Origin of the sequence: Paenibacillus sp. sptzw28, assembly GCF_019550795.1 — a bacterium.
Taxonomy (GTDB): domain Bacteria; phylum Bacillota; class Bacilli; order Paenibacillales; family Paenibacillaceae; genus Paenibacillus_Z.
In genome coordinates this window covers 3,463,377-3,484,312 of the sequence record NZ_CP080545.1, presented here as the reverse complement: position 1 = coordinate 3,484,312, position 20,936 = coordinate 3,463,377, and the positions used below count along the sequence as shown (strand labels likewise).

Here is a 20,936-nt window from a genome sequence, read left to right as displayed (position 1 = left end):
GTTCATCTATAGTTTTATCATAAATCAGCGGCAAATAATTTCGATATCTTGCTATTACATTCCGATTGCGTACATTAGTGAATAAATAGCGGGTATACTGTGGTTGGAGGTGAAGCAAATGACGGAAAGTGAACGGTTTACCGATGAACGTTGGCAAGCGATTATTCGAAACGACGCCTCGTACGACGGCAAGTTTCTATACGCGGTCAAAACTACCGGTATTTTTTGCAGACCGTCCTGCAAGTCCAGAGCGCCCAAAAGGGAAAACGTACGCATATTTCAAAGTGCCGATCAAGCGGTTTCAGCCGATTACCGACCGTGCAAACGGTGCAGGCCGACCGGTTTGAAGCTGCCTGATATGGAATGGGCGGCACAGATCGCCAAATTCATTGAATTAAACTTCAGCGAAACGATTACACTTGCAACCTTGGCCGATATGTGTCACGGAAGCCCTTATCATTTGCACCGTACTTTCAAGAGGGTCAAGGGAATAACGCCGTTGGAATATGTTCAGCAAACGAGAATGGCCAAAGCTATGGAGTATCTGGAACGGTCGGATAAATCGATTGCCGAAATCGCATTGTCCGTAGGCATGCCGAATACACCTTATTTCATAACCCTGTTCAAGAAAATTAACGGACATACGCCTGCAGAGTACCGTCAGTTAATAAGGAATAAATCGATTAAGGGGGTTCTGAACCATGCATCCAAATACTGATCCGCAGATCTATTGGACATTGCTGAATCATGAGGATTGGAATATGTACATTGCGGCAACGTCCAGTGGGCTCTGTTACATTGGATCTCAGAGTAAATCGTTTGACGAATTGGCCAAATGGGTTGAAAGCCGGTTTCCGGGGACAGTCCTGGCCCGGAACGATGAAATTCTGCAGCCTTATAAGGCGGAATTAATCGAGTATTTACAAGGAAAACTCACTTGCTTCACCATTTCCGTCGATTTCCGCGGAACGCCGTTCCAGCTCGCGGTGTGGAATGCTCTTTGCCAGATACCATATGGGCAAACCCGGTCGTATTCGGACATTGCCGGTCATATCCGAAAACCGGCTGCGGTACGTGCTGTTGGAGCTGCTATCGGAGCAAATCCGCTTTTAATCACAGTACCATGCCACCGGGTAATCGGTAAGAATGGTGCGCTCACCGGCTATCGCGGAGGATTGGAAATGAAAACCCGGCTTCTGACGCTCGAGAAGGAAAGCTCGGTGTTTGAAGGGAGTATTCTTCATGCCTGATCGTCTCCGGGATCTTATATTGGGCTTGGATTGGAATACGCTTCAGCGGAAGTTGGACGAGCAGGGGTATGCCGAGATTCCTTCTTTATTGAATAAAGAGCAGTGCGAGGAACTTATTGACACTTACGGACAGGAGCTTGACTACACGGGAGGCGAATTTCTTCTCGTAGAGCAGCGGCCGCGAGCGCAGAGCAGGGGCCATGTGATTACTTTGGAACAAGGTGCCGGTCTAATCTTCCCGACTAATCACCGCCCTGTTCCGGGGACTCGGGGTTATTATAAGACCACGCTTCGGCATGGTGTCAGTACGGTCACTTCGGGAACGAGATATAGTTTGGGTATTATTTTCCACGATGCAAAATGAGCGAATAGTCGTAAGTCGGGCTTGTTGAGGTGAGGTACTGTTTAATTAATTTGAGTATGGGGGAAACATACATGAAAGCTATTAAACTTCGGCCATTCATCCCGTCAGGCGAGGATTATTCTCTTGCGCAGAGCTTTTTCGAAGAACTTGGCTTTAAGAAATTGTACTCCGACAATGGAGTGAGTATCTTTCAAATGGGGGAACTGGAGTTTTTTCTTCAGAACTTCCATAATCAGGAGTTCCAGAACAATTTCATGATAGATCTGCTTGTAGAGGATCTTGACGACTGGTGGATGCATATTCAGGCAGCTGAGCTTGAGAAGAAATATCCCATTAAACTGAAAGAGCCGGACTTATACCCGTGGGGAAAGCGTGAAATCCACTTAATAGATCCAGCCGGTGTTTGTTGGCATATTTCGCAGAAGCAATCTTGACCCAATCAACGCTCTCACCGTAAAGACAGCAGAAGGTGAAATCTCTATTTCTCACAAAGCTGTAAAGTTTAAAAGTGTCCTTCAGCTGCCGTTTAGGCAGCTTTTTGATTTTCAAGGCCGCATATCCTCTTGAGCTCCCGAATGAGTTAGCTATTAGCCCAAGATAAATGCGCTCGGCACCTGGCCTTTGAAATTACAAAAGATTTGGTAAAATCCATTCCATCGATTAGAAATATGTGGTATTATTAATGCGAACTGTTGTTCTGTATTGATGCAAGGCACCGCATTGAAGGAAGGTGTGAAAAATGGCTGATCGGTATTCGGAAATAAACGAGGTGATCTCATATATCCATCAAAATATTTTCGAACCGCTTCCCCTTTCCCGATTAGCTGCCTACATATCTTACAGTCCGTACCATTTTGCGCGTATTTTCAAAGAAAAAGTCGGCCTGCCGCCACTTTATTATGTTTCTTCTCTTCGGCTGCAGAAGGCAAAAGATTTGCTGCTGCAGACGAATTTAAGTGTCCGCGATATCGGATTGGAAATCGGCCAACAGAGTCTGGGGACCTTTACTACCCGATTCACCGAGCGGGTAGGAGTAACGCCATCCGACTTTCGCAACTCGGCTCTGCAGGCGGATATCCGTTTGCGGTCTTTGCAGGAACTTAACGGTTGGCGAACGTCGTTTCCTTCCCTAAACCGGCACTCAAGAGTAGAAGGAACAATCCAGTCGACGATTCCTTTCGAGGGAATCATCCTAATCGGTCTGTTTGCCAAACCGATTCCTGAGGGACTCCCCCTGCACGGAACGCTTGTTCCATCGGTAGGGGAATTCTGCATTACCGATGTCAAACCGGGCATATATTACCTGATGGCTACGTCGGTTCCCTGGGGGATGAAGGCCATAGATTTCCTGCTTCCGCACACAATCTTGCGCTTTCGTTCGCTCGAGCCGATTATCGTGGAACCTAATTCTCCCGTACCGCAACAGCAAGTAAGACTGAATGTTCCTCAGCCGGATGATCCTCCGATTCTGGTCTCCCTCTCCCTGCTGATGGACAATTTCATCAATCAGGTACTTCAATACAGCAATCGATAAGAAATGGCACCGCATGATCCATGCTAGAATAGGGGAGGTTGAACATCCGAGTAGGGGATCAACCAAATTTCACCGAGAATGGAGAAGATTTATAAATGAGAGAAGTGGAGAATAATACTATATCTGTTTCAGACTTTTCCGAGATTAAGAAAAGTGTGCCGTGGATTTATTTCGTTATCTTCTTTGCCGTTCTGAACGAATCGGTATTTAATGTGTCTACACCGGATATCGCCGAGCAGTTCAATCTGGAAGCTTCCGGAGTCAGCTGGGTGGTGACGATCTTTTTTATTGTCTTCGGCATGGGGATGGTCATCTTCGGCAAGCTTTCCGATATGCACAGTATCAAAAAATTGATAACGATCGGAATATTGCTTTACAGCCTTGGATCAATTTTTGGCTTTGTGCTTCAATCCTGGTATCCGGCTGTCATCATGTCCAGGGCCATTCAAGGGGCCGGAGGGTCCGCAATCCCTGCACTGATCTTTATCATGGTAGCCCGGTTCTTTACTGTGAAAGAACGGGGGAAGATGTTCGGAATCATAACGTCCACCGTCTCTTTCGCGGTTGGAATTGGTCCGGTACTCGGCGGATATATCGCTGGATCGTTCCACTGGTCATATTTATTTCTCGTTCCGCTGCCGGTACTCCTCGCTATTCCTTTTTTTCAAAAGTATTTGCCTAAGGAGCAGCCCGGTAAAGGTAAGCTTGATGTTCTTGGCGCAGTACTGCTCGGCATCGTAGTAACGATGGTAATCTTATTTACAACTCAAGTGAGCCTGGTTTATTTGATCATAGCCTTCATCGCTCTAATATTATTCATTCTTCATATTCGCAGAGCGAAGGAACCGTTTGTCGATCCGGCCCTGTTCAAGAACCCCCTGTATCGGAACGCGCTAATCATTGGTTTTCTAATATTCGGAACCGTTATGTCGGTGATGTTTGTAATCCCGCTTATGCTGAGCAAAATATACGGTTTGGATACGGAGAATATCGGGCTCATTATGTTTCCCGGTGCAATTAGCGCAGTGGTTTTCGGAAGAGTCGCCGGTAATATGACCGTCTCGCGAGGAAGCCATTTTGTGGTGTATCTTGGTTTGACCTTGATAACAGCAAGTCTTCTGCTGCAATCTTCCCTTATCGGGTTCTGGGTATGGTACATCGGAATAGCTTTAATAATGATGTACATCGGGTTCTCTTTCATGCAGACGGCACTAACGGAAAGTGTCACGCAAATTTTACCTGTTCACCAGATTGGCGTCGGTATGGGAATGTTTAATATGACATCGACCATTTCCGGGGCCGTGGTCACCGCATTGGTTGCCAAATCGCTGGAACAAAATGTGTTTGATTTTTCGTTTCATCCGTTCATTACTAATTCGCATGCATACTTATACGGCAATCTCATTTTAATACTAAGCATCGTTGTTGCAGCAAGCGCATTGTTGTATCTGGTCTCGTTCGGTAAAAAAGTCTCGCAGACAGTTAATGAGCCGGTTTAATTGCGCGGCTGTCCTGATTAGTTACGGAACGTACACGAGAGAAACGGCCTCTTCCCACGCGAAACAGGGGAAAGAGGCCGTCTGTGCTTAAAGCTGTGATATGACCGGAACGTGAAACAGCAGGGAAGCGGCCGTTTGAAGAAAGCGACCACTTGTCCGGCCTTTGGCAGGACGGAAACCAACTCCCAGCCGTATCGTCCCCAGTGGGACAGCGCTTCATCCAATGTCCAGCTGTTCGTTTGAACATCTTCACTACGGAAGCTATCCGCGATCGCAGCATCTGTTGCGTACTCCCAACGAATGTCCACGGTTGGGATATCGGCCTTGGAAGGCAGCCGCTCATCTTAATATCCCACCTTACCCGGCCACCCACATTGGAAAGCGCTGAAATGATCTCCTCTCGTTCTACAACGTCCAAGGTGATTAAATGTGGGCAAGCGGTACGTAAAAACTCCTGTGTGAATGATACACCTGTAACACCATTGTTCCGATCGGGGTTTCGTCCCGGTATTTCACTACATACCAAGAACACCGCTTGCTTAATTATTAATAGCGTTAGTTAGAAACAAAAACGTTAGAATAAACTGCCTGTGCTATACTTGTCAGGAGGTTACGACGTGAGTCATTTAAGGCGAAAGTGAGTGGTGAGTGTATATGCAATCTATTGGACGAGTTACACTAATAACGAGATATCCTGTGAAATCAATGGCCGGGGAACATTTAAATCAAGCTCAATTTGCGGCTTATGGACTTTACGGAGACCGCAGTCATGCTTTAATAGATGAGTCACTGGAAGGATGGGAGCGTTATTTCACGGCACGTGAAATCCCTGATTTACTTGGTTACAAGGCAGCATTCACTGAAGGCTCTTGTCCGGATGAGTTTCCTGGTCTGCAAATAACGTCTCCTGGCGGCGAGGTTTTCTACTGGGATGACAGGTTGCTTCAAGAAATTCAGAAGTTCTCCAATCGCACGATCTCCTTGCTGCGCCATAGCCCGGATAACGAAAAATTATTGGCAGTGGACACGGAAGGGATATTGATCATCAACGATCGTTCTCTTAACAAGCTTGAGACTATCCTGGGCAGAGGTGTAGACAAGCGCCGATTTAGAGCAAATCTCGTTATATCACTGATGAATGGGTGCATTACTGATGAAACTCAGCTGGTGGGTAAGCGATTATCTATAGGCAGTACCCGACTCCATGTTACCCAGGAATGCGAACGTTGTTCGATGATTACGATAGACCCCGATACTTATAATCGGGATATCTCTATTCTCAAAAAATTGAACGAGGAGATGAATCTTAATTTCGGCGTTTATGCGTCGGTTCTGGCACAAGGGAATGCCGGCATTGGAGATACCGTATTTATTACCGAGTAGATATAAGCTCAGAAACTGCCGCGTATAACGCACAATCTTAGTCAATTCTGATATGAAAGAGAAAAAGGCTTAGGAGACTCCTTTAATTCCATTGTTTCATGATTAACCAACTATTAGTATTAACTATAACCATTTCGGGAACTGTAAGGAGGAAAAAAGGCAAAGGAGTATATGTATGCGGGCGATGTGGAAAGGTACGATCAGCTTTGGACTGGTGAATATTCCTGTCAGTTTATTCAAAGCGACAGAGGAACATAAAACCAGTTTCCGCAGTCTACATGATCAATGTCAGCAGCCAATTCAGTACAAAAAATGGTGCCCGGTGTGCAACCGGGAGGTTCAGCACCAAGAAATCATCCGCGGGTATGAGTTTGCTCCGGGAAATTTCATCACGTTCTCAGACAATGAGATGGATAAGCTGCCGCTTCCCACTTTGCGGACAATTGAAATTCTTCACTTTACTGATAAGGATAATATAGATCCTATATATTATGAAAACGCTTATTATTTAGGTCCCAGTGAATACGGTGCGAGACCGTATAAGCTTCTGCATGCGGCAATGAATCAAACCGGCAAAGTAGCTATTGCCAAAATCGCATTCCGAACAAGCGAGCATTTGTCTGTTATTCGTCTGCATCAGAACTGTCTTGTCATGAACATGATCTATTATCCTGCTGAAGTTAGGCCGGTACGGGGAGTACCTGGACTTGAAGGGGCAGCGCAGATCAGCGAGGCTGAGTTTCAGATGGCGATTCAGCTCATCGAGCAAATCAGCGGTGATTTTCGATCCGATTATCACAGCGACTATGAAGCGGCGCTCCAACAGCTTATTCAGGCCAAGATGCACAACGTGGAGATCGAGCAGCCGGCAATTCCACATGTGGTCGATCTGATGGAGGCTTTAACCAGAAGTCTCAGAACGGTCCGAGAACCAGTCGCTATGGTTCCCGACGGGTCTCCGGCTCCATTCCCGGCACCGAGACCAAGGCGAAGGAGATAACAGGTGAAGCGCATAATCGTCAAAGTACAGCCTGGTTCAAACAGGCTGTTTTTTTGTCGGTTTTTAAGATGCTATTTTTTTTGAAGTGCAGGCACCTGCCCTCGCCTATTCGAATACATTGCTTTGGTACAGGATTTTCAGAATGCTTCCAAACAATCAATCGATAAGCGAGGAGATTAATTGATGAAGTTCTTTCCTCAACCGGTATGGCCAAGGGAACTTGAGGATCCCGGCGACATCCGCTGCAGTCTCAATGCGAACGATTCGGAGAACTTGAGAAGCGAACGTGGACAAACGATGGTTATCGATAAAGGTCTCGGCCGCAATGCTTTCAGCGACTTAATCGAAACGTCCGGAGATTATATCGATATGATTAAACTGGGCTTCGGCACCGCTCCTCTGTATCCGCTCGAGTTGTTGGTTAGCAAGATCGAGCTTGCAAAGCGCCGTAATATTATAATGATGCCTGGAGGGACACTGCTGGAGACGGCGGTGAAGCAAAATGTAGTGCCGGCTTTCTTCGACACCGTGTGCAGGCTGGGCTTTAACGGTATCGAGGTTTCGGACGGTACAATCGAGCTGCCCCGAAACCGTCGGACCGAATTAATCAAGGAAGGTGTCCGAAGAGGACTCTGCGTGGTAACCGAGTATGGTAAAAAGCTGACCGGATCGCTTATTGATGCCAGTGCTCTTGCTGTAACGGCGGAAACGGATCTGAATGCAGGAGCGGAGCTAATTATTGTGGAGGCACGCGAATCTGGTGTGGGTGTCGGTCTTTTCGACGAAAATGGGGAATGCCGCAATAATGTCCTGGAGACTGTATGTCAAACTCTCGGCAGTACGACTCCAATAATGTGGGAGGCTCCGCTCAAGCAGCAGCAGGTTCATCTGCTGAAGACATTCGGACCGCAAGTCCACCTCGGCAATATCCCGCCGGACGAGACGACTGCGCTTGAAACGATGCGCCGCGGCTTGCGTTCCGATACATTCAGCTTTGGGCTCGGGAAAGCTTCGGTTCATTATGTGATTTGATATAAATCAAGTAAAGCACCTGGAGGGAACCTGAATGTATAACGACGAGAGACAGCCCCAACATTTAGCCTGGCATGAGACACTGGAAACACACGAATTAGTGGCTTTCCAAGCCAATCATTTGATGGGCTTCAAAATGGATATATCCAATGTTAAAGACCCGGCGTTAAAGGCATTATACGCTGAGACGATTCAGGCGCTGGAGCTGAATTTGAAAGACCTTCTGCCATACTTTAAATTTGCGCCGGTTGCGGCAAGGGCTGTTTCTTCACAGGACCTAACCGCTTATTATGCCGGTCACCTGCTTGCTTTTGCAAAAACTTCCGTGCGGACTTACGCTATCGCCATAACCGAAACGGCAACACCTGCCTTGCGCGAAACTCTCCAAAAACATATTAATAACGCCATACAGCTTCACGCAAAAGTATTTTACTTCATGCTTGGGCGCGGGTTATATCCTTCATACGATTTAGAAAAGCTGATCGCGAACGATATCAAAAATGCGCAGGTGGCATTAAAAATGTAAAAAAGAAGTCCCCGCTTAGTTTCTTGGCGGGGACTTCTTTCTTGCGTATGTGTTATGAGCTATGAAAAAAAATATCCTAAGAGAAAAGGTACTGGCTGCAAAAGCTCAGTTCCTCTTTTTTACGTTTGCGGTGCAGGAGCAGTATTAAATTCAGCCTGTTAAGGTTCTATACTCTCCCCGTCCTGTTTCTATAAATCAATAACCCGACCAGCAGCAGAAGCAACCCTGCAGCATCGAAGGCGAGATCATATGCTGCCTCATAAGGTCCCGGCTTCACATGATGAATTTGCAGAAGATGATGATTTACAATCCCTTCCATAAAGTTAAAAAAGCCTGCGCCAGTAAGTAATCCGGACAGAAATAGCCTTTGGCGCCCGACTTCCTTACGTCTGCCGCTGTTCCACAGCACCACGGCCCCCCACATAATGATTATCGTGACGACTAAATGAAACAGGCCATCGCTTACGATTTGATTATGACGGTCAGTCTCCATATAAACACTGTGCCACTGGAGAATCTGGTGAAAGATGATGCCGTCCAGCATACCGATCGCCCCGATACCGAGCAGGAAGGAGCCTAATAAGGTCGGATGGGATCTCATATCACGAAGATATTGGTTCAATTCGCATTCTCCTTTAATTATTCTCAATAGGACAGTTATAACCATTTCCGCTCTAAAAATACGGTGACCCCATTCTACCTAGTCGTAAGACTGCCGACAAAACGATGGTCGGGCCTATTCTGGACATCAATTAAGTTATAAATTTCAACACCGCAAACCAAACTAAAGCGAACCTTAACCCCAATCCGCAGGAGGTTGTCAATTTGTACTTTTACAAAGAGGATTTAATAAACATGATTGTCCCGGACAAGGCCGACCCCGAGGCAGCCAAAGTGATCCAAGAGATACTTGGCGGTCGTTTCGGCGAAATGCGCACCATGATGCAGTTCTTCTTCCAGAGCAATAATTTTCGCGGGAAAGAGATTCAGTACCGCGACTTGCTGCGCGGTATTTTCCTCGAAGAACTGAGCCATGTGGAGCTCGTCCAACATACGATCAACCAGCTGCTTACCGGCTCCGGGGTACAAGTACCCGGAAACGCCGGGTCGGATGGCGCTCCATTGGATGATGCGGTCAGGCATGCCAATCCGCACCATTTCATCATCGGCGCTCAGAGCTCTCTGCCTGTCGATGCTACCGGCAATCCATGGCTTGGCAGCTATGTGTACGACCATGGGAACCTGATCGGTAATCTGCTCGACAATCTGGTTCTCGAGTCGACCGGTGTTCTTCAGAAGTCCCGGATTTACGAGATGAGCACTAACAAAACGTTCAGAGAAACGCTCGCATTCCTTATTGTTCGGGATAACGCGCATCAAAACGCTTTTGCTAAGGCATTGGAGACCCTGGGCGTAAACTGGGGTAAGCTGTTCCCTGTACCAAACTACGATATTAATAAGTATCCTGAGTGCCGTAAATATGTGGAAATGGGCTTCCACAACGCCCAATTTAATTTTCGCATGGACGATACGCGGATCGGAGAAATCTTCAGTGGTCAATCGCCGAGCCGAAACGGCGGCACCTTGGAGGTTGTTCAGCCGCCGGAAGGCTTTCCACTGCCGTTTATGCCGGAATTGCCTAATGAGCACAGCCCCGGATTGTATGATTTGAATGCGTAACAATTGGCACCCCTGTACTGGGGTGTCTTATTTTGTTCGTTCGCGGTATTGATAAGTAACTCAGGCTATGATTTCTATGTTTCGCCAGTTGTAAGCCGAATAGGTGGAAGCGCCGAAACCAGTTGACTGTTCTGGTAAATATCTGCCCTTTGCAGTTGAATAAACCGTAATTTGCGGCGGGATTCTAGAGTTGCGGCTTAAAATCCGTACTGGATCCGACCCGGAGGGGTAATCCGGAAAACTGGCGAGGTGAACGTTCGATGAAGTGTTTCTACTGTGATCGGATTTCCGAAATCGTCCACACTTTTACCGTTTATGGCAAGGATGGGACCGAAGAGCGGTTCGAGGTGCTCTGCAGTGATTGTCATGCCGATTGGCTGCTTTCACTGAAGGGGTGAAGCAAGGCGCAATGCCGATAGTTCAAGAATAACAGACCAGGGGAGGATAACGATTTGAAAAAAAAGGTGCTCTCGCTTGCATGTGCAATTGGCTTGTCGACAATGCTGCTTTCCGGTTGCGGCACAACTGATACTAACAGGAATGCGGTGACAGGGAACAATAACGGGGTAAGAACCCACTCAACGAATCAAGGCAACTTACTCGCAGATCGCAACCGCATCAGCAATACGGCGGAAGACGCGCGCATGCGGCACTTGCGCGGCACCGGGCTTGGCACCATGAACACTAACAATTATAACAGAGGTCCCGATGCCGGACCCGGCGATACCGGAAATCGCATGCAGATGACAAGTACGGCGAACGCCTTGTTAATCGGTGACGTGTTGATCGTTGCAGGCGAAGGAGGATTCAACGGAGGGCGCAGCGGCGCCATGGGCATGACGAATGGAGCAGCCGGTAACAGAGGCCGCACCGGGGCTATGGGTATGACAAATGGAACAGCCGGCCTTGGCGGAACAAACGGCCTTGGCGGGGCGCTCGGTATGACTAACGGGAATGGAATGACCGGCCTTGGCGGGATATCAGGTATGATGGGTGGAACCGGCAACGGCGGCAGATCTAATATGATGGGTGGAACCACCGGCTACGGCGGCGGCACCGGGACTATGGGTGCGACTAATGGAATGGCCGGAGGCGCAAACCGGGTATGGCAGGTGACTGATAAAAACGCAATTAAGGCACTGAACCGGTTACAGGCCAATCTGAGCAGCCTGAATCCTAAAACAAAGGCGTCTGCAATCGGACGCGACCTTGGGTTTGTATTGAAGCATGTTAAGTCAACGGACCAAGGCACGGGTCAAGGCACGGGTCAAGGGACGGGGCAAGGAACAGGTATGAGTAATGCCGGAACACAGTTCGGGCCTGGACAAATGGGCGGCTCTATACGATAATCCGCTAGCGAATTAACATTAAGGCAGATTTGCTGCGGGCTATAGATTTGGTGCATATAATTTATGAACAACCCCGCAATGGCGGGGTTGTTCATCTTCAAATTCACCCGAACGAAGCGATTTAAATTGTAAAAAGGTAGACGCGCTTGGGAGCGGTCGGTGCCCTTCAATCGGATTTTCCGCGCTTTTTTGTTTTAAAGCGCTGCACCTTCTCTTCGGACAAACGGTACTCCATCCCGATGATTTTCGGTGCGAGGCTCTCTGCTCCCGCCTTCACTTCACGCCAGTGCGGCAGCTTCAGCAGCGTAATCCCGCCAATGACCGTAAGAAATCCGAAGCTTACGTAGAAGCCGGGACGGCTTGTCGCGTGGAACAACGAACCTGTAACGGCGGTCAAGATGATTCCCATCCCGACAAAACGTTTCATGCGGCCCCAGCCGCTTAGTTTGAGCAATCGTCCGCCGGTCATGAGAATGAAAAACCAATTGTAAAGCAGCATAAGTCCTGCCGCGGTAGTTATATATTCATATAAGCGCCCCGGGACAAGCAGCGAGAATACGACAGACGCGATAAGCCCGATTGTTGTGAGACCGATTGCCGGAAGCGGACAATCACGTAACATTCTTCGTGCAAAAAATACAGGTGCGTCATGATCGTGGGCAAGCGTTACCAGCATTTTCGTAACCGCGAACAGCGATGCGACCATCGTAGAGAAGCCGGCGATGATGAGGATCGCGTTGAAAATATGCGGTACGAATGGCAGTTTATAAGGAGTCAGAGCGGTGAGGAACGGACTTTTATCCGGATCGAAGGTTCTCCACGGCACCAGCGTAATCGCCAGAATGAGTGAAGAGATGTAGATTACCGCCAGTAGAAGGAGCATCATTTTTCCGGCCTTGGAGGCATCAGCGGGATTTCGAAGCTGAAGGGCCATTATACCCATAATTTCGATTCCGCCGAACGCGTAAAAGGCGAACAGAAGAGAAGACCATAAACCGGTGGCCCCGTGGGGTATGTATTCCCTGAACGCAAACGGCAATGCCGGATTGTTCGTACCGGCTCCAAAAACGCCGAACAATGCAGCCGCTCCAATGATGATGAACATGATGATCGCCGATATTTTGATCAAAGCGAAGATATTCTCGAATCTTTCGAAGCCTTTTGTTCCGAGAAGGACAATGATGAGTCCGAGCATACCGTAGCCGGCGGCGAAGATCCATAACGGTACTTCCGGAAACCAAAACCTTGAAAAGAGCGACAAAGCCGTCATTTGGCTTCCCATTATGAGGAGCTCTGAAGCCCAGTAAACCCACCCGCTGCTGAAGCCCGCCCAGCTTCCATAGGCTTTTTTGGCGTAGGAACGGAAAGAACCCTCAATAGGATCATTCGAGGTCATTCGGGCAAGAACGTCAAACACGATATATGTGCCGAAAGCGGCCACTGCGAAGGAAAGAACCGCACCAGGACCTCCGATCCGTATCGCGAGTCCCGAGCCCAAAAAATATCCCGTCCCGATCGTGAAAGCAACCCCCAGCAGTGATAATTGCCACCAGTGCAATTTATTCTCGTCCTTGGCGTTTTTCGCGTCGGAATTACGGGTATGCAGGGCTGCTGCCGGCTTCTTTTGACTCATTGTCTAATAAACTCCTGTCTTGTGGGATGTCGCTATCGTATAGGGTGGGTGAGCGGAGCGACAAATATGTACCAAGGGATAAATTTTCACGGATGAGTAAAACTAACTGCCGAAGACAAGGAGGGATTCCATGAGCAGGCTGAACGAGTTTATCGAAAACCATGATCATTTGGATACGATTAACGTGATATTGAAGCATTACGGCGTCAGTGCCGAATTCGTAGCCAGCACCCTGACCGGCGGTTTCGGTGAGGACAAGGAACTGCCTAAAGAACTGCTTGACGACCTTAAACAATTTACCGCGTCTTTATAAAACAGACACCTCAAACAAACAAAAATTCGACACATACACTGGAGGTGAGAGACGTTGAACGAGAACAGCCAAGAGAATCCGGAGCTGCGCGACCTGAGTACGCATATGGCGGGAGACGTACGGCTGCATGAGACGCGGACGACAGCCCGGCCGATGAAGATCGAGCCTGGCCGTAAGCCCGGGCAGGTCTCACAAGGGAACGACCGGCCCAAGTCATAGTGCGGGATAAACAGCCTGGCGAGTTCAGGCTGTTTTGTTGCCAGCGCATAACGCGAATTTTCCTGAATGAGCCTCAATATTATGTCGTACAAGCCGGCTTATCTGAATAGATTGGTACAAGTCCCATTTACTATCTATTCAGGAGGTTTGCATGAACGATGAATATCTGGTTCAGCTACATCTTTCTTGGCCTCTCGTTATCAGCTCCTATCGGACCAATAAACGCCGCTCAATTGGATACCGGCATTAAGAAAGGTTTCCTGCATGCATGGTTAATCGGTCTGGGAGCGATGACAGCCGACGTCCTTTATATGCTGATGGTGTATATGGGATTAGTGCATTTTCTTACCATTCCATTTCTTAAGACCTTTCTATGGTTATTCGGTTTTTTTGTTCTTGTTTATACCGGAATTGAAAGCCTCCTCGGCGTGCGGCAAATTTCCACCCGCTCGGCCGGTTCCGTTGAGACTCCACTTAGATCGCTATTCTCAGGATTTCTTATGTCGTTGACGAACCCGATGACCATCTTATTCTGGTTAGGCATTTACGGCTCTGTTCTAGCGGAGACGGCGGCGAAGTCCAGCCCCCTGCAGCTTATTATCAACAGTGCAGCAATTGTTACCGGTATTTTGCTTTGGGATATTTTCATGGCGGTAGTCGCAAGCTCTTTCCGCAGTTTTTTATCGGACAGGCTTCTTAAGGGTATCTGCATACTTTCCGGGTTATCACTAATCGGCTTCGGAGGTTTTTTCGGTTATGAAGCCTTTCGGATGCTGGTTCAAAATTGACGCATCGCGTGCAAAGTGAGGATAAATTCTGTCTTTAAGATCATTATAAGGTGAGGGTTCTGCCGAGCAAATAAAGAGCAGTACGCCAATTCGTAACGAGGTGAAGGAAGTGCTGGAGCAAAAAAACGTATTAGGGAAAAAGGTACTGCGGGGCGTAAGCGGAAAACCCGGCAGTGGTTCTGAAGTTTTCCATTTGACCAATGGTGTCGCCAAAGCACAGAAACAAATCTCATCACAAGAGACCATAGGATTGATGGATCAAGAATAACCGCCTTACTTGAAAAAGACAGGAGGTTTAATAATGACGAACGACAATAAACCGAAACAGGTTCAGCAACGCGGATCAAACCTTACCGATACCTATGAAAGATATATGGCTGAAAACCCCTTGGAGCAGGTCGCCAAGAAGGTTGGACAAGACAAGGACAGCAATAGCTCCAATCGTGAATGAAACCTGCAAATGGTTAAGGGAGGGCAGTAAATGGTCTTGCGTAAACGTGCATCAATCGCAGCGCTGGCTTCCGTTCCATTAATGATGACGCTGGGCAATTCCATGCTTATCCCTATTTTACCCGAGCTCAGCAAGGAGCTAAGAGTTAACTCGTTTCAAGTGAGCCTGATTATTACGGTCTATTCCGTCGTGGCGATTATCCTCATCCCGCTGGCAGGATACCTCTCCGATCGAATCGGCCGCAAAAAAGTTATCATTCCAGCACTTATCCTCGTAGCAATCGGAGGTCTTGTCTCGGCACTAGCCTCCTCGCTTGGAAGCGGATCATATCTATTCGTGCTGGTTGGCCGTTTTCTTCAGGGTGCGGGGGCGGCAGGTGCCGCTCCAATTGTATTCCCGTTGACCGGAGACCTGTTCAAGGAGGAGGATGAAGTGAGCGCAGTGCTCGGTCTTGTCGAGACCTCAAATACATTCGGCAAGGTGTTAAGCCCTGTTCTCGGGTCACTCATCGCCTTAATCGCCTGGGACATGCCCTTCTATGCGATTCCCGTGTTCAGTTTGATGTCGTTGCTGCTTATATTGTACTTTATCCGAATTCCAAAGCAGCGCGGGCAGAAAAATGATAAACAACCTAAACCTGTTCCGTTCCAGCAATTTCGAGCAAATATCTTAACCATTCTCAAGCGTGAAGGCAAATGGCTATCGGCAGTTTTTATTTCCGGCGGGGCAGGTATGTTCGCGATATTCGCCATTTTGTTTTATTTGTCGGAATCATTGGAGCAGAGGTATGATTTTAAAGGCGTGGCAAAGGGAGGGCTGCTGGCCATTCCGCTTTCAGCGCTCTGCCTTGCCTCGTACTTGACAGGCAAATGCATCGGCGAACGCAAAGTGCTGATGAAATGGCTGTCTGTTTCCGGCATGGCTGGGCTGACACTTGTATTGTTCCTGTGCGGAATGCTTACTCCAAGCGGTCTGGCCGTACTGCTTTCATTAATAGGTATAGGTGCCGCAGGAATCGGGGTATTACTGCCCTGCATGGATGCTTTGATTACGGAGGGGATTCCCAAAGAAGAGCGCGGCACCGTTACCTCACTTTACAGCAGCATGCGCTTTTTGGGCGTCGCCGTAGGTCCGCCTGCGGCTTCACTGCTGATTGGGAAAGGAATCGGTCCATTGTTCTATACGGTTAGCGCAGTGTCTGCGTTAACGGTAATACTGATCTTGTTAATGATAAAACCGGATCATGGGCCCAATTTCCTTAATTGATGACTCGTACAGGATGCCGCAAGTCCCATTGGGAGTTAGTGATATTTAGTCAAAAATCAAAATCGTCCGTGCCAGCAGGCTCCGGTATTTATACCGGCGCCTTTTTGCATGATCACCAAATCCATCTGCTACTAAAAATGAAGTATTTCGTGTTGATATTACAAAATCTGTTTAATTTCGGCAAATAATCGCTTATAATAAATAGTTGAAACTGGAAAAATTGAGAGGGAAACAGATGAACCCTAAAAGGATCATTACGATCGTAGTCATGCTGAATCTAGGCGTATATCTGTTTGTCTTAGGATATTCTTACTATATGAAACATGAAGGCCCGTCAGCCGAACACGGTGTTATCGATCTTCGGAATTGGCGAATCGATGGGCAGGGACGACTACCTTTAAACGGTGGTTGGTTGTTTTATCCGGGACAGCTTCTCACATCGGATTCGGACGCCTTCGACGCCAAGGCGGTCGATATCAACGTACCAGGCAAGTGGTCGATAAGTGGGACTGATGATTCGGGGATGGGACTAATCGGCTATGGCACTTATAGGCTGACCATTCTGCTTGGCAAAAAGAATGAAGCAGGTTTGATGGCGCTTAATTTTCGTTCAGTCTTCAGCTCCAGCCGCGTGTTTATTGATGGCAAGCTTCTGGCGGGAAGCGGAATTCCTGCCGCTGACAAAGTGGGCTACAAGCCCGTAAACAGTCCACTCAACGTATATTTTGAGCCAGTCTCCGGTACCGTAGATTTGTTCGTACAGGTGGCAAATTTCGATCATCTGTCGCAAGGCGGAATAACGACGACGGTCACTCTGGGGCCGGCTTCCCTGATGGAAAGACAGCGGCAATTGTCGCTGTCGCTTGAATTTGGGATTTTTCTTGCATTTATATTTATCGGCTTTGTATATCTTATTTTGGCTAAAAGCGGAATACAGCGAATGTCCGGTACCGGTTATTTTGCCTGGTTTTGCTTGTTTTCGGCTTATAACACTGCAATGATGAACGAGAAATGGAACTATATTCTCTTTCCCGGCCTGCCTCTTTCTTGGCAAATAAAATCGACGATTGTCAGTACTGTTTTGTCGGGTATTTGTATGCTTCTATTTGTCGCAAGGCGTTATCGCTCACATGCCATTCCGCTCATGACCAAGCTGCTGCTTGTTACATCGGCGACATTCGGTTTATTCTCGATCTTTGGCGATATCCGGCATGTAACGTTTCTTATCCCGTTTTGGACGGTTTTTATCTTTCTGCTGTTTTTGTACAGCGCTTTTGTTTTGTGCCGCAGTGCCATTCACGGGGATAAAAATTCGCCGTTCGAGTTCGCGATGGTTTTTACTTATATTTCGTTTGCATTTCTACGAAAAAGCATCGTTTATGCGAAGTCTGATCTAGGCAACGTTTGGTCGGTAGAGTTTCTGCTGTTCATCGTCGTTCTGTCCGTTATGTTGGCTCAGCGTTACGTTGTCTCTTACACCAAAAACGCCTCGCTCTCGCGCGAATTGGGCAGATTGTTCCGGAAAAGAGAAGAGTTTCTCGCGCAGACTTCGCATGAGTTCAGAACGCCGCTTCATGTGATGACTAATATTGCCCAGACGCTGCTCGACAACGGCCCACAGAATACAGACGGCTCGCAGGAACAGCTTAGAACACTGGTTTCGGTAGGCGGGCAGGCAGAGAGACTGCTGGACGATTTGCTCGATTGGTCCAAGCTGCGGGAAGGGACTCTTGACATCCGGCTGCAGCAGGTTGACGTCCGGCAAACCGTTCAGCTTTCGTTAGAGATGATGCGGTATTTAACATCCTCCGACCATGTGCTGCTGGTAAATAAAATTGAACCCGGCCTTACTTACGCTCTGGCGGACGAGCACAGGCTTCTGCAAATACTTATTAATCTTATACATAATGCGATTAAGTATACCTCGAAGGGACGGGTAACGGTAAGCGCTGAACATTCCGGTGAGATGCTGAATATCAAAGTGTCCGATACGGGGATCGGTATTCCTGATGGTAAACTGGGCGCTATTTTCGAACCGTTCGAGCGAATCCGGCCTGCATCCGGTTCTATGCCGGGGATCGGTCTTGGTTTAGCAGTAGCGAGAAGGCTTGCCGAGCTGATGAACGGTACGATTGAAGCGGAATCCCGCTTAAGCGAAGGCTCGACCTTTACGGTTCGGCTTCCGGCTGCAGGAGGAGAGGAGCGCGAACATCGCGATTCGCGAGAAGCTGTTATGGATGATGCACTCGCTGGCGGCCGAATGACGGGTGAAACGGAAACGGTTGTTGCCAAGCGGGGAGAGAGGAACGCTCCGAAACGGCAGTCCGGGGAGAAGTATTCCGTATTGGTCGTCGACAATGAACCGGTTGGACTCAAGGTAATGCAGAACATGCTTCGCGCCGGAGGTATCGAGACCGAAGCCGTTCATAGCGGTGAAGAGGCGCTCAGGATGCTGCGGTGCGGACGCAGCTGGGATCTGGTAATAATGGACCTCATAATGCCTGATATGACAGGTTTGGAGTTATGCAGACAAATCCGAAGAAAACATCCGCTCTATGAACTGCCGATTCTGATGATCACCGCATGCGGCAGACAAGAAGACATTACGGCCTCCTTCGATGCCGGTGCCAATGACTTTGTCATGAAAGCAGCCGGCGCAGCCGAGCTGCGCTCCAGGGTGAGGACGCTTCTGGAAATGAAACGCTCTATAGCTAATCATTTGCGGATGGAAGCGGCCTTCCTGCAAGCGCAAATCAAGCCCCATTTTATGCTTAACACGTTAAACTCAATCGCTTCACTGAGCGAAGAAGAGCCGCAGCGGATGCGGGAGCTTCTAGTCGAGTTCGGTGATTATTTGCGCGAAAGCTTCCGCTTCACCAATACGGAGCCCCTTGTTTCCTTGGAAAGGGAGCTTACTCTGGTGAAAGCCTATTTAGAAATTGAAAGAATCCGATTTAGTGGGCGGTTGAAATATTCCATTGAAGCGGATGAAGGATTAAACGCAATGCTGCCCCCGTTATCGATCCAGCCATTTGTGGAAAACGCGGTCCGTCATGGCGTGCTGAATAAGAGGGGGAGCGGAACGGTTGACGTATCCGTTCACCCGGAAGACGGAAGGCTTACCGTTCGCATTCGGGACGACGGAGCCGGGTTCGATGTGTCGGAGCTTGGAAAGGCAGGGGCGGCGAGCAACCGCGGCACTTCCGGTATCGGCGTGCGAAACGTGCGCAAAAGATTGGGGCAGCTGTTCGGCGTGGACATCGAGCTGCAAAGCGAGATGGGCAAAGGTACGGTCGTCTCTTTCAAAATTCCTTTAATCGAGGTGAATATGCGTGAAAGCGATGCTGGTTGACGACGAACCGCTTGCGCTTCGCGATTTAAGCAGGCAGCTAATATTTATCGGGGATATTGAGATTGCGGCCGCATTGGATAATCCGGAAGATGCGGCGGCGGCGGCGGCGAAGATCAGTCCGGACGTGATCTTTCTTGATATTGATATGCCTATTCTGAATGGCATCGCGGTGGCGGAAGCTATTTACCCGCTGCTCCCTGAGGCGGAAATTGTATTTGTAACGGCATTCGACGATTATGCCGTCAAGGCCTTTGAATTGAATGCGGTTGACTATCTGCTCAAGCCATTTTCGCAAAAGAGGTTGAAACTTACGATAGACAAGCTGCGCGAACGCCGCAGGCTTCGTGCCGCTTTGCCCAAACCTGCCGAGGAGCTGCCGCAGGAAGCCAAAGTCCCTTTGCTTAGATGCTTTAAGCATATGGAATTTGAAACGGGGCGGTCAGGAACGGTACGTTGGCGTACCTTGAAAGCCCAGGAATTGTTTGCATATCTTCTACTGCATAAAGACCGCCAGATCCGCAAGGACCTGCTGGTTGACCTGCTTTGGCCGGATATGGAGTATAAGAAAGGCTACACGCACCTGTATACAGCAATCTATCAGATACGTCAAACACTCGGCTCAGCCGGAATCCCGTTTCGTCTGAACAGCAGTGAAAACGGGTATAAACTCGAGCTTGACGAAGTCTCATTGGATACTGAATTGTGGGAGCGGGGAATATTCGAAGCACCGCCGCTTTCGGGAACAACGGTCGGACTTCATATCAACCTGGTCAAGCTGTACCGGGATGACTATTTATGCGATTATGATTATGTTTGGGCGGAGGGTGAGCGCGAGCGGCTTCGGCTGAAATGGCTCGAGCATACACGGAATCTTGCGAGATTTCTGGCCGATGAAGGCCGGTTGTCCGAAGCAATTGCTTTATACTCCCGGATTGCGGTCAAATTTCCGCATTTGGAAGATGTTCATTTTGACATTATGAAGCTTTATCGGCAAACGGGCCACGAGTTTGCTGTGGAGAATCAGTATCTTAAGCTGGTTGCTGAAATGTCCGACGAAACAGGCCGGGAGCCGCGCGCCGAAATCCGGGACTTTCTATCTTTAGGGAAGCGGACCCAACCTGAATAAATATTGCACTTATTATTGGACATCGCCTGGAGAATTTGCGGGAGATGTTCTTTTTTCTTAGTGACCGGTTACAGGCTGAACAAAAAATTAGAGTCCTTTATAACATCACTTGTTATAGGGGCTCTTTTTTTGGTTTTCTCATTTAATTCTAATGCTGCTCTCACTTCCGTC

24 protein-coding genes and 1 pseudogene are annotated in these 20,936 nt (G+C 48.4%); 22 read left to right on the top strand and 3 right to left on the bottom strand.

The window, feature by feature from the left end; genetic code table 11:
* The first annotated feature begins 118 nt into the window (after positions 1-118).
* From KZ483_RS15695 to KZ483_RS28615, 7 genes are all read left to right on the top strand, one after another.
* Positions 119-718 carry a bifunctional transcriptional activator/DNA repair enzyme AdaA gene (locus KZ483_RS15695; RefSeq protein ID WP_220348370.1) on the top strand — a complete coding sequence of 200 codons (600 nt, stop codon included), beginning with the start codon at positions 119-121 and terminating at the stop codon, positions 716-718.
* Positions 702-1,250, top strand: coding sequence for a methylated-DNA--[protein]-cysteine S-methyltransferase (locus KZ483_RS15690; protein WP_220348369.1), 549 nt, complete (start codon positions 702-704; stop codon positions 1,248-1,250). The genes KZ483_RS15695 and KZ483_RS15690 overlap by 17 nt, the downstream gene beginning before the upstream one ends.
* On the top strand, positions 1,243-1,614 hold the full coding sequence (locus tag KZ483_RS15685) for a 2OG-Fe(II) oxygenase (RefSeq protein ID WP_220348368.1): 372 nt from the start codon (positions 1,243-1,245) through the stop codon (positions 1,612-1,614). The genes KZ483_RS15690 and KZ483_RS15685 overlap by 8 nt, the downstream gene beginning before the upstream one ends.
* Before the next feature lie 71 nt (positions 1,615-1,685).
* A complete protein-coding gene (locus tag KZ483_RS15680; protein WP_220348367.1) occupies positions 1,686-2,048 on the top strand; it encodes a VOC family protein in 363 nt (120 codons plus the stop codon).
* A 305-nt stretch (positions 2,049-2,353) separates the two neighbouring features.
* A complete protein-coding gene (locus tag KZ483_RS15675) occupies positions 2,354-3,148 on the top strand; it encodes a helix-turn-helix domain-containing protein (RefSeq protein WP_220348366.1) in 795 nt (264 codons plus the stop codon).
* A 95-nt stretch (positions 3,149-3,243) separates the two neighbouring features.
* Positions 3,244-4,647: an MFS transporter gene (locus KZ483_RS15670; protein ID WP_220348365.1), complete on the top strand. Its 1,404-nt coding sequence runs from the start codon at positions 3,244-3,246 to the stop codon at positions 4,645-4,647.
* Between the two features lie 111 nt (positions 4,648-4,758).
* Positions 4,759-4,890: a hypothetical protein gene (locus KZ483_RS28615; RefSeq protein WP_258881274.1), complete on the top strand. Its 132-nt coding sequence runs from the start codon at positions 4,759-4,761 to the stop codon at positions 4,888-4,890.
* 180 nt (positions 4,891-5,070) lie between these two features.
* On the opposite strand, the pseudogene KZ483_RS29170 reads toward KZ483_RS28615, so the two are convergent.
* Positions 5,071-5,172 (bottom strand): annotated as a pseudogene (locus KZ483_RS29170) (DUF6022 family protein); the annotation flags it as partial.
* A 129-nt stretch (positions 5,173-5,301) separates the two neighbouring features.
* Here KZ483_RS29170 and KZ483_RS15660 point away from each other — a divergent pair.
* The 4 genes from KZ483_RS15660 (at position 5,302) to KZ483_RS15645 (ending at position 8,588) form a co-directional block, all read left to right on the top strand.
* Positions 5,302-6,030, top strand: coding sequence for an MOSC domain-containing protein (locus KZ483_RS15660; protein ID WP_258881273.1), 729 nt, complete (start codon positions 5,302-5,304; stop codon positions 6,028-6,030).
* Between the two features lie 175 nt (positions 6,031-6,205).
* Positions 6,206-7,030 (top strand): non-homologous end joining protein Ku, encoded by an 825-nt coding sequence (locus tag KZ483_RS15655; protein ID WP_220348362.1) that lies wholly within the window; start codon positions 6,206-6,208, stop codon positions 7,028-7,030.
* Positions 7,031-7,213: 183 nt separating this feature from the next.
* Positions 7,214-8,062, top strand: coding sequence for a phosphosulfolactate synthase (locus KZ483_RS15650; RefSeq protein ID WP_258881272.1), 849 nt, complete (start codon positions 7,214-7,216; stop codon positions 8,060-8,062).
* A gap of 34 nt (positions 8,063-8,096) precedes the next feature.
* Positions 8,097-8,588 (top strand): spore coat protein, encoded by a 492-nt coding sequence (locus KZ483_RS15645; RefSeq protein ID WP_220348360.1) that lies wholly within the window; start codon positions 8,097-8,099, stop codon positions 8,586-8,588.
* Positions 8,589-8,754: 166 nt separating this feature from the next.
* Here the strand turns inward: KZ483_RS15645 and KZ483_RS15640 are convergent, their stop codons facing one another.
* The gene (locus tag KZ483_RS15640) at positions 8,755-9,189 is read right to left on the bottom strand and encodes a DUF2243 domain-containing protein (RefSeq protein WP_397376207.1); all 435 of its coding nucleotides are present in this window, start codon (positions 9,187-9,189) and stop codon (positions 8,755-8,757) included.
* Positions 9,190-9,413: 224 nt separating this feature from the next.
* Between KZ483_RS15640 and KZ483_RS15635 the strand changes: the two genes are divergently transcribed.
* From KZ483_RS15635 to KZ483_RS15625, 3 genes are all read left to right on the top strand, one after another.
* Positions 9,414-10,268 carry a manganese catalase family protein gene (locus KZ483_RS15635; protein WP_220348357.1) on the top strand — a complete coding sequence of 285 codons (855 nt, stop codon included), beginning with the start codon at positions 9,414-9,416 and terminating at the stop codon, positions 10,266-10,268.
* Between the two features lie 260 nt (positions 10,269-10,528).
* Positions 10,529-10,666: a hypothetical protein gene (locus KZ483_RS15630; RefSeq protein ID WP_220348356.1), complete on the top strand. Its 138-nt coding sequence runs from the start codon at positions 10,529-10,531 to the stop codon at positions 10,664-10,666.
* Positions 10,667-10,720: 54 nt separating this feature from the next.
* Positions 10,721-11,617 carry a hypothetical protein gene (locus KZ483_RS15625; RefSeq protein ID WP_220348355.1) on the top strand — a complete coding sequence of 299 codons (897 nt, stop codon included), beginning with the start codon at positions 10,721-10,723 and terminating at the stop codon, positions 11,615-11,617.
* A 166-nt stretch (positions 11,618-11,783) separates the two neighbouring features.
* On the opposite strand, the gene KZ483_RS15620 is transcribed toward KZ483_RS15625, so the two are convergent.
* On the bottom strand, positions 11,784-13,250 hold the full coding sequence (locus KZ483_RS15620; RefSeq protein ID WP_220348354.1) for an amino acid permease: 1,467 nt from the start codon (positions 13,248-13,250) through the stop codon (positions 11,784-11,786).
* 130 nt (positions 13,251-13,380) lie between these two features.
* Here KZ483_RS15620 and KZ483_RS15615 point away from each other — a divergent pair, with 130 nt between their 5' ends.
* The 8 genes from KZ483_RS15615 (at position 13,381) to KZ483_RS15580 (ending at position 20,765) form a co-directional block, all read left to right on the top strand.
* Positions 13,381-13,563, top strand: a complete 183-nt coding sequence (locus tag KZ483_RS15615) for a hypothetical protein (protein ID WP_220348353.1) — start codon at positions 13,381-13,383, stop codon at positions 13,561-13,563.
* A gap of 54 nt (positions 13,564-13,617) precedes the next feature.
* Positions 13,618-13,782 (top strand): hypothetical protein, encoded by a 165-nt coding sequence (locus KZ483_RS15610; protein ID WP_220348352.1) that lies wholly within the window; start codon positions 13,618-13,620, stop codon positions 13,780-13,782.
* 158 nt (positions 13,783-13,940) lie between these two features.
* Positions 13,941-14,570: a LysE family transporter gene (locus tag KZ483_RS15605; protein WP_220348351.1), complete on the top strand. Its 630-nt coding sequence runs from the start codon at positions 13,941-13,943 to the stop codon at positions 14,568-14,570.
* 100 nt (positions 14,571-14,670) lie between these two features.
* Positions 14,671-14,838: a hypothetical protein gene (locus KZ483_RS15600; RefSeq protein ID WP_220348350.1), complete on the top strand. Its 168-nt coding sequence runs from the start codon at positions 14,671-14,673 to the stop codon at positions 14,836-14,838.
* A gap of 33 nt (positions 14,839-14,871) precedes the next feature.
* Positions 14,872-15,021, top strand: coding sequence for a hypothetical protein (locus KZ483_RS15595; RefSeq protein WP_220348349.1), 150 nt, complete (start codon positions 14,872-14,874; stop codon positions 15,019-15,021).
* Between the two features lie 30 nt (positions 15,022-15,051).
* The gene (locus KZ483_RS15590) at positions 15,052-16,287 is read left to right on the top strand and encodes an MFS transporter (protein ID WP_220348348.1); all 1,236 of its coding nucleotides are present in this window, start codon (positions 15,052-15,054) and stop codon (positions 16,285-16,287) included.
* Positions 16,288-16,522: 235 nt separating this feature from the next.
* Positions 16,523-19,639 (top strand): hybrid sensor histidine kinase/response regulator, encoded by a 3,117-nt coding sequence (locus KZ483_RS15585; RefSeq protein WP_220348347.1) that lies wholly within the window; start codon positions 16,523-16,525, stop codon positions 19,637-19,639.
* Positions 19,629-20,765 (top strand): response regulator, encoded by a 1,137-nt coding sequence (locus KZ483_RS15580; protein WP_258881742.1) that lies wholly within the window; start codon positions 19,629-19,631, stop codon positions 20,763-20,765. The genes KZ483_RS15585 and KZ483_RS15580 overlap by 11 nt, the downstream gene beginning before the upstream one ends.
* Positions 20,766-20,936: the final 171 nt, after the last annotated feature.

Bases quoted from the DNA above. Each gene is read 5' to 3' on its own strand.
- KZ483_RS15645 (WP_220348360.1), top strand. From the start codon at position 8,097: ATGTATAACGACGAGAGACAGCCCCAACATTTAGCCTGGCATGAGACA.
- KZ483_RS15585 (WP_220348347.1), top strand. From the start codon at position 16,523: ATGAACCCTAAAAGGATCATTACGATCGTAGTCATGCTGAATCTAGGC.
- KZ483_RS15605 (WP_220348351.1), top strand. From the start codon at position 13,941: ATGAATATCTGGTTCAGCTACATCTTTCTTGGCCTCTCGTTATCAGCT.
- KZ483_RS15690 (WP_220348369.1), top strand. From the start codon at position 702: ATGCATCCAAATACTGATCCGCAGATCTATTGGACATTGCTGAATCAT.
- KZ483_RS15675 (WP_220348366.1), top strand. From the start codon at position 2,354: ATGGCTGATCGGTATTCGGAAATAAACGAGGTGATCTCATATATCCAT.
- KZ483_RS15655 (WP_220348362.1), top strand. From the start codon at position 6,206: ATGCGGGCGATGTGGAAAGGTACGATCAGCTTTGGACTGGTGAATATT.
- KZ483_RS15580 (WP_258881742.1), top strand. From the start codon at position 19,629: ATGCTGGTTGACGACGAACCGCTTGCGCTTCGCGATTTAAGCAGGCAG.
- KZ483_RS15620 (WP_220348354.1), bottom strand. From the start codon at position 13,250: ATGAGTCAAAAGAAGCCGGCAGCAGCCCTGCATACCCGTAATTCCGAC.
- KZ483_RS15695 (WP_220348370.1), top strand. From the start codon at position 119: ATGACGGAAAGTGAACGGTTTACCGATGAACGTTGGCAAGCGATTATT.
- KZ483_RS15595 (WP_220348349.1), top strand. From the start codon at position 14,872: ATGACGAACGACAATAAACCGAAACAGGTTCAGCAACGCGGATCAAAC.
- KZ483_RS15680 (WP_220348367.1), top strand. From the start codon at position 1,686: ATGAAAGCTATTAAACTTCGGCCATTCATCCCGTCAGGCGAGGATTAT.
- KZ483_RS15670 (WP_220348365.1), top strand. From the start codon at position 3,244: ATGAGAGAAGTGGAGAATAATACTATATCTGTTTCAGACTTTTCCGAG.
- KZ483_RS15640 (WP_397376207.1), bottom strand. From the start codon at position 9,189: ATGAGATCCCATCCGACCTTATTAGGCTCCTTCCTGCTCGGTATCGGG.
- KZ483_RS15615 (WP_220348353.1), top strand. From the start codon at position 13,381: ATGAGCAGGCTGAACGAGTTTATCGAAAACCATGATCATTTGGATACG.
- KZ483_RS15590 (WP_220348348.1), top strand. From the start codon at position 15,052: ATGGTCTTGCGTAAACGTGCATCAATCGCAGCGCTGGCTTCCGTTCCA.
- KZ483_RS15630 (WP_220348356.1), top strand. From the start codon at position 10,529: ATGAAGTGTTTCTACTGTGATCGGATTTCCGAAATCGTCCACACTTTT.
- KZ483_RS15685 (WP_220348368.1), top strand. From the start codon at position 1,243: ATGCCTGATCGTCTCCGGGATCTTATATTGGGCTTGGATTGGAATACG.
- KZ483_RS15650 (WP_258881272.1), top strand. From the start codon at position 7,214: ATGAAGTTCTTTCCTCAACCGGTATGGCCAAGGGAACTTGAGGATCCC.
- KZ483_RS15660 (WP_258881273.1), top strand. From the start codon at position 5,302: ATGCAATCTATTGGACGAGTTACACTAATAACGAGATATCCTGTGAAA.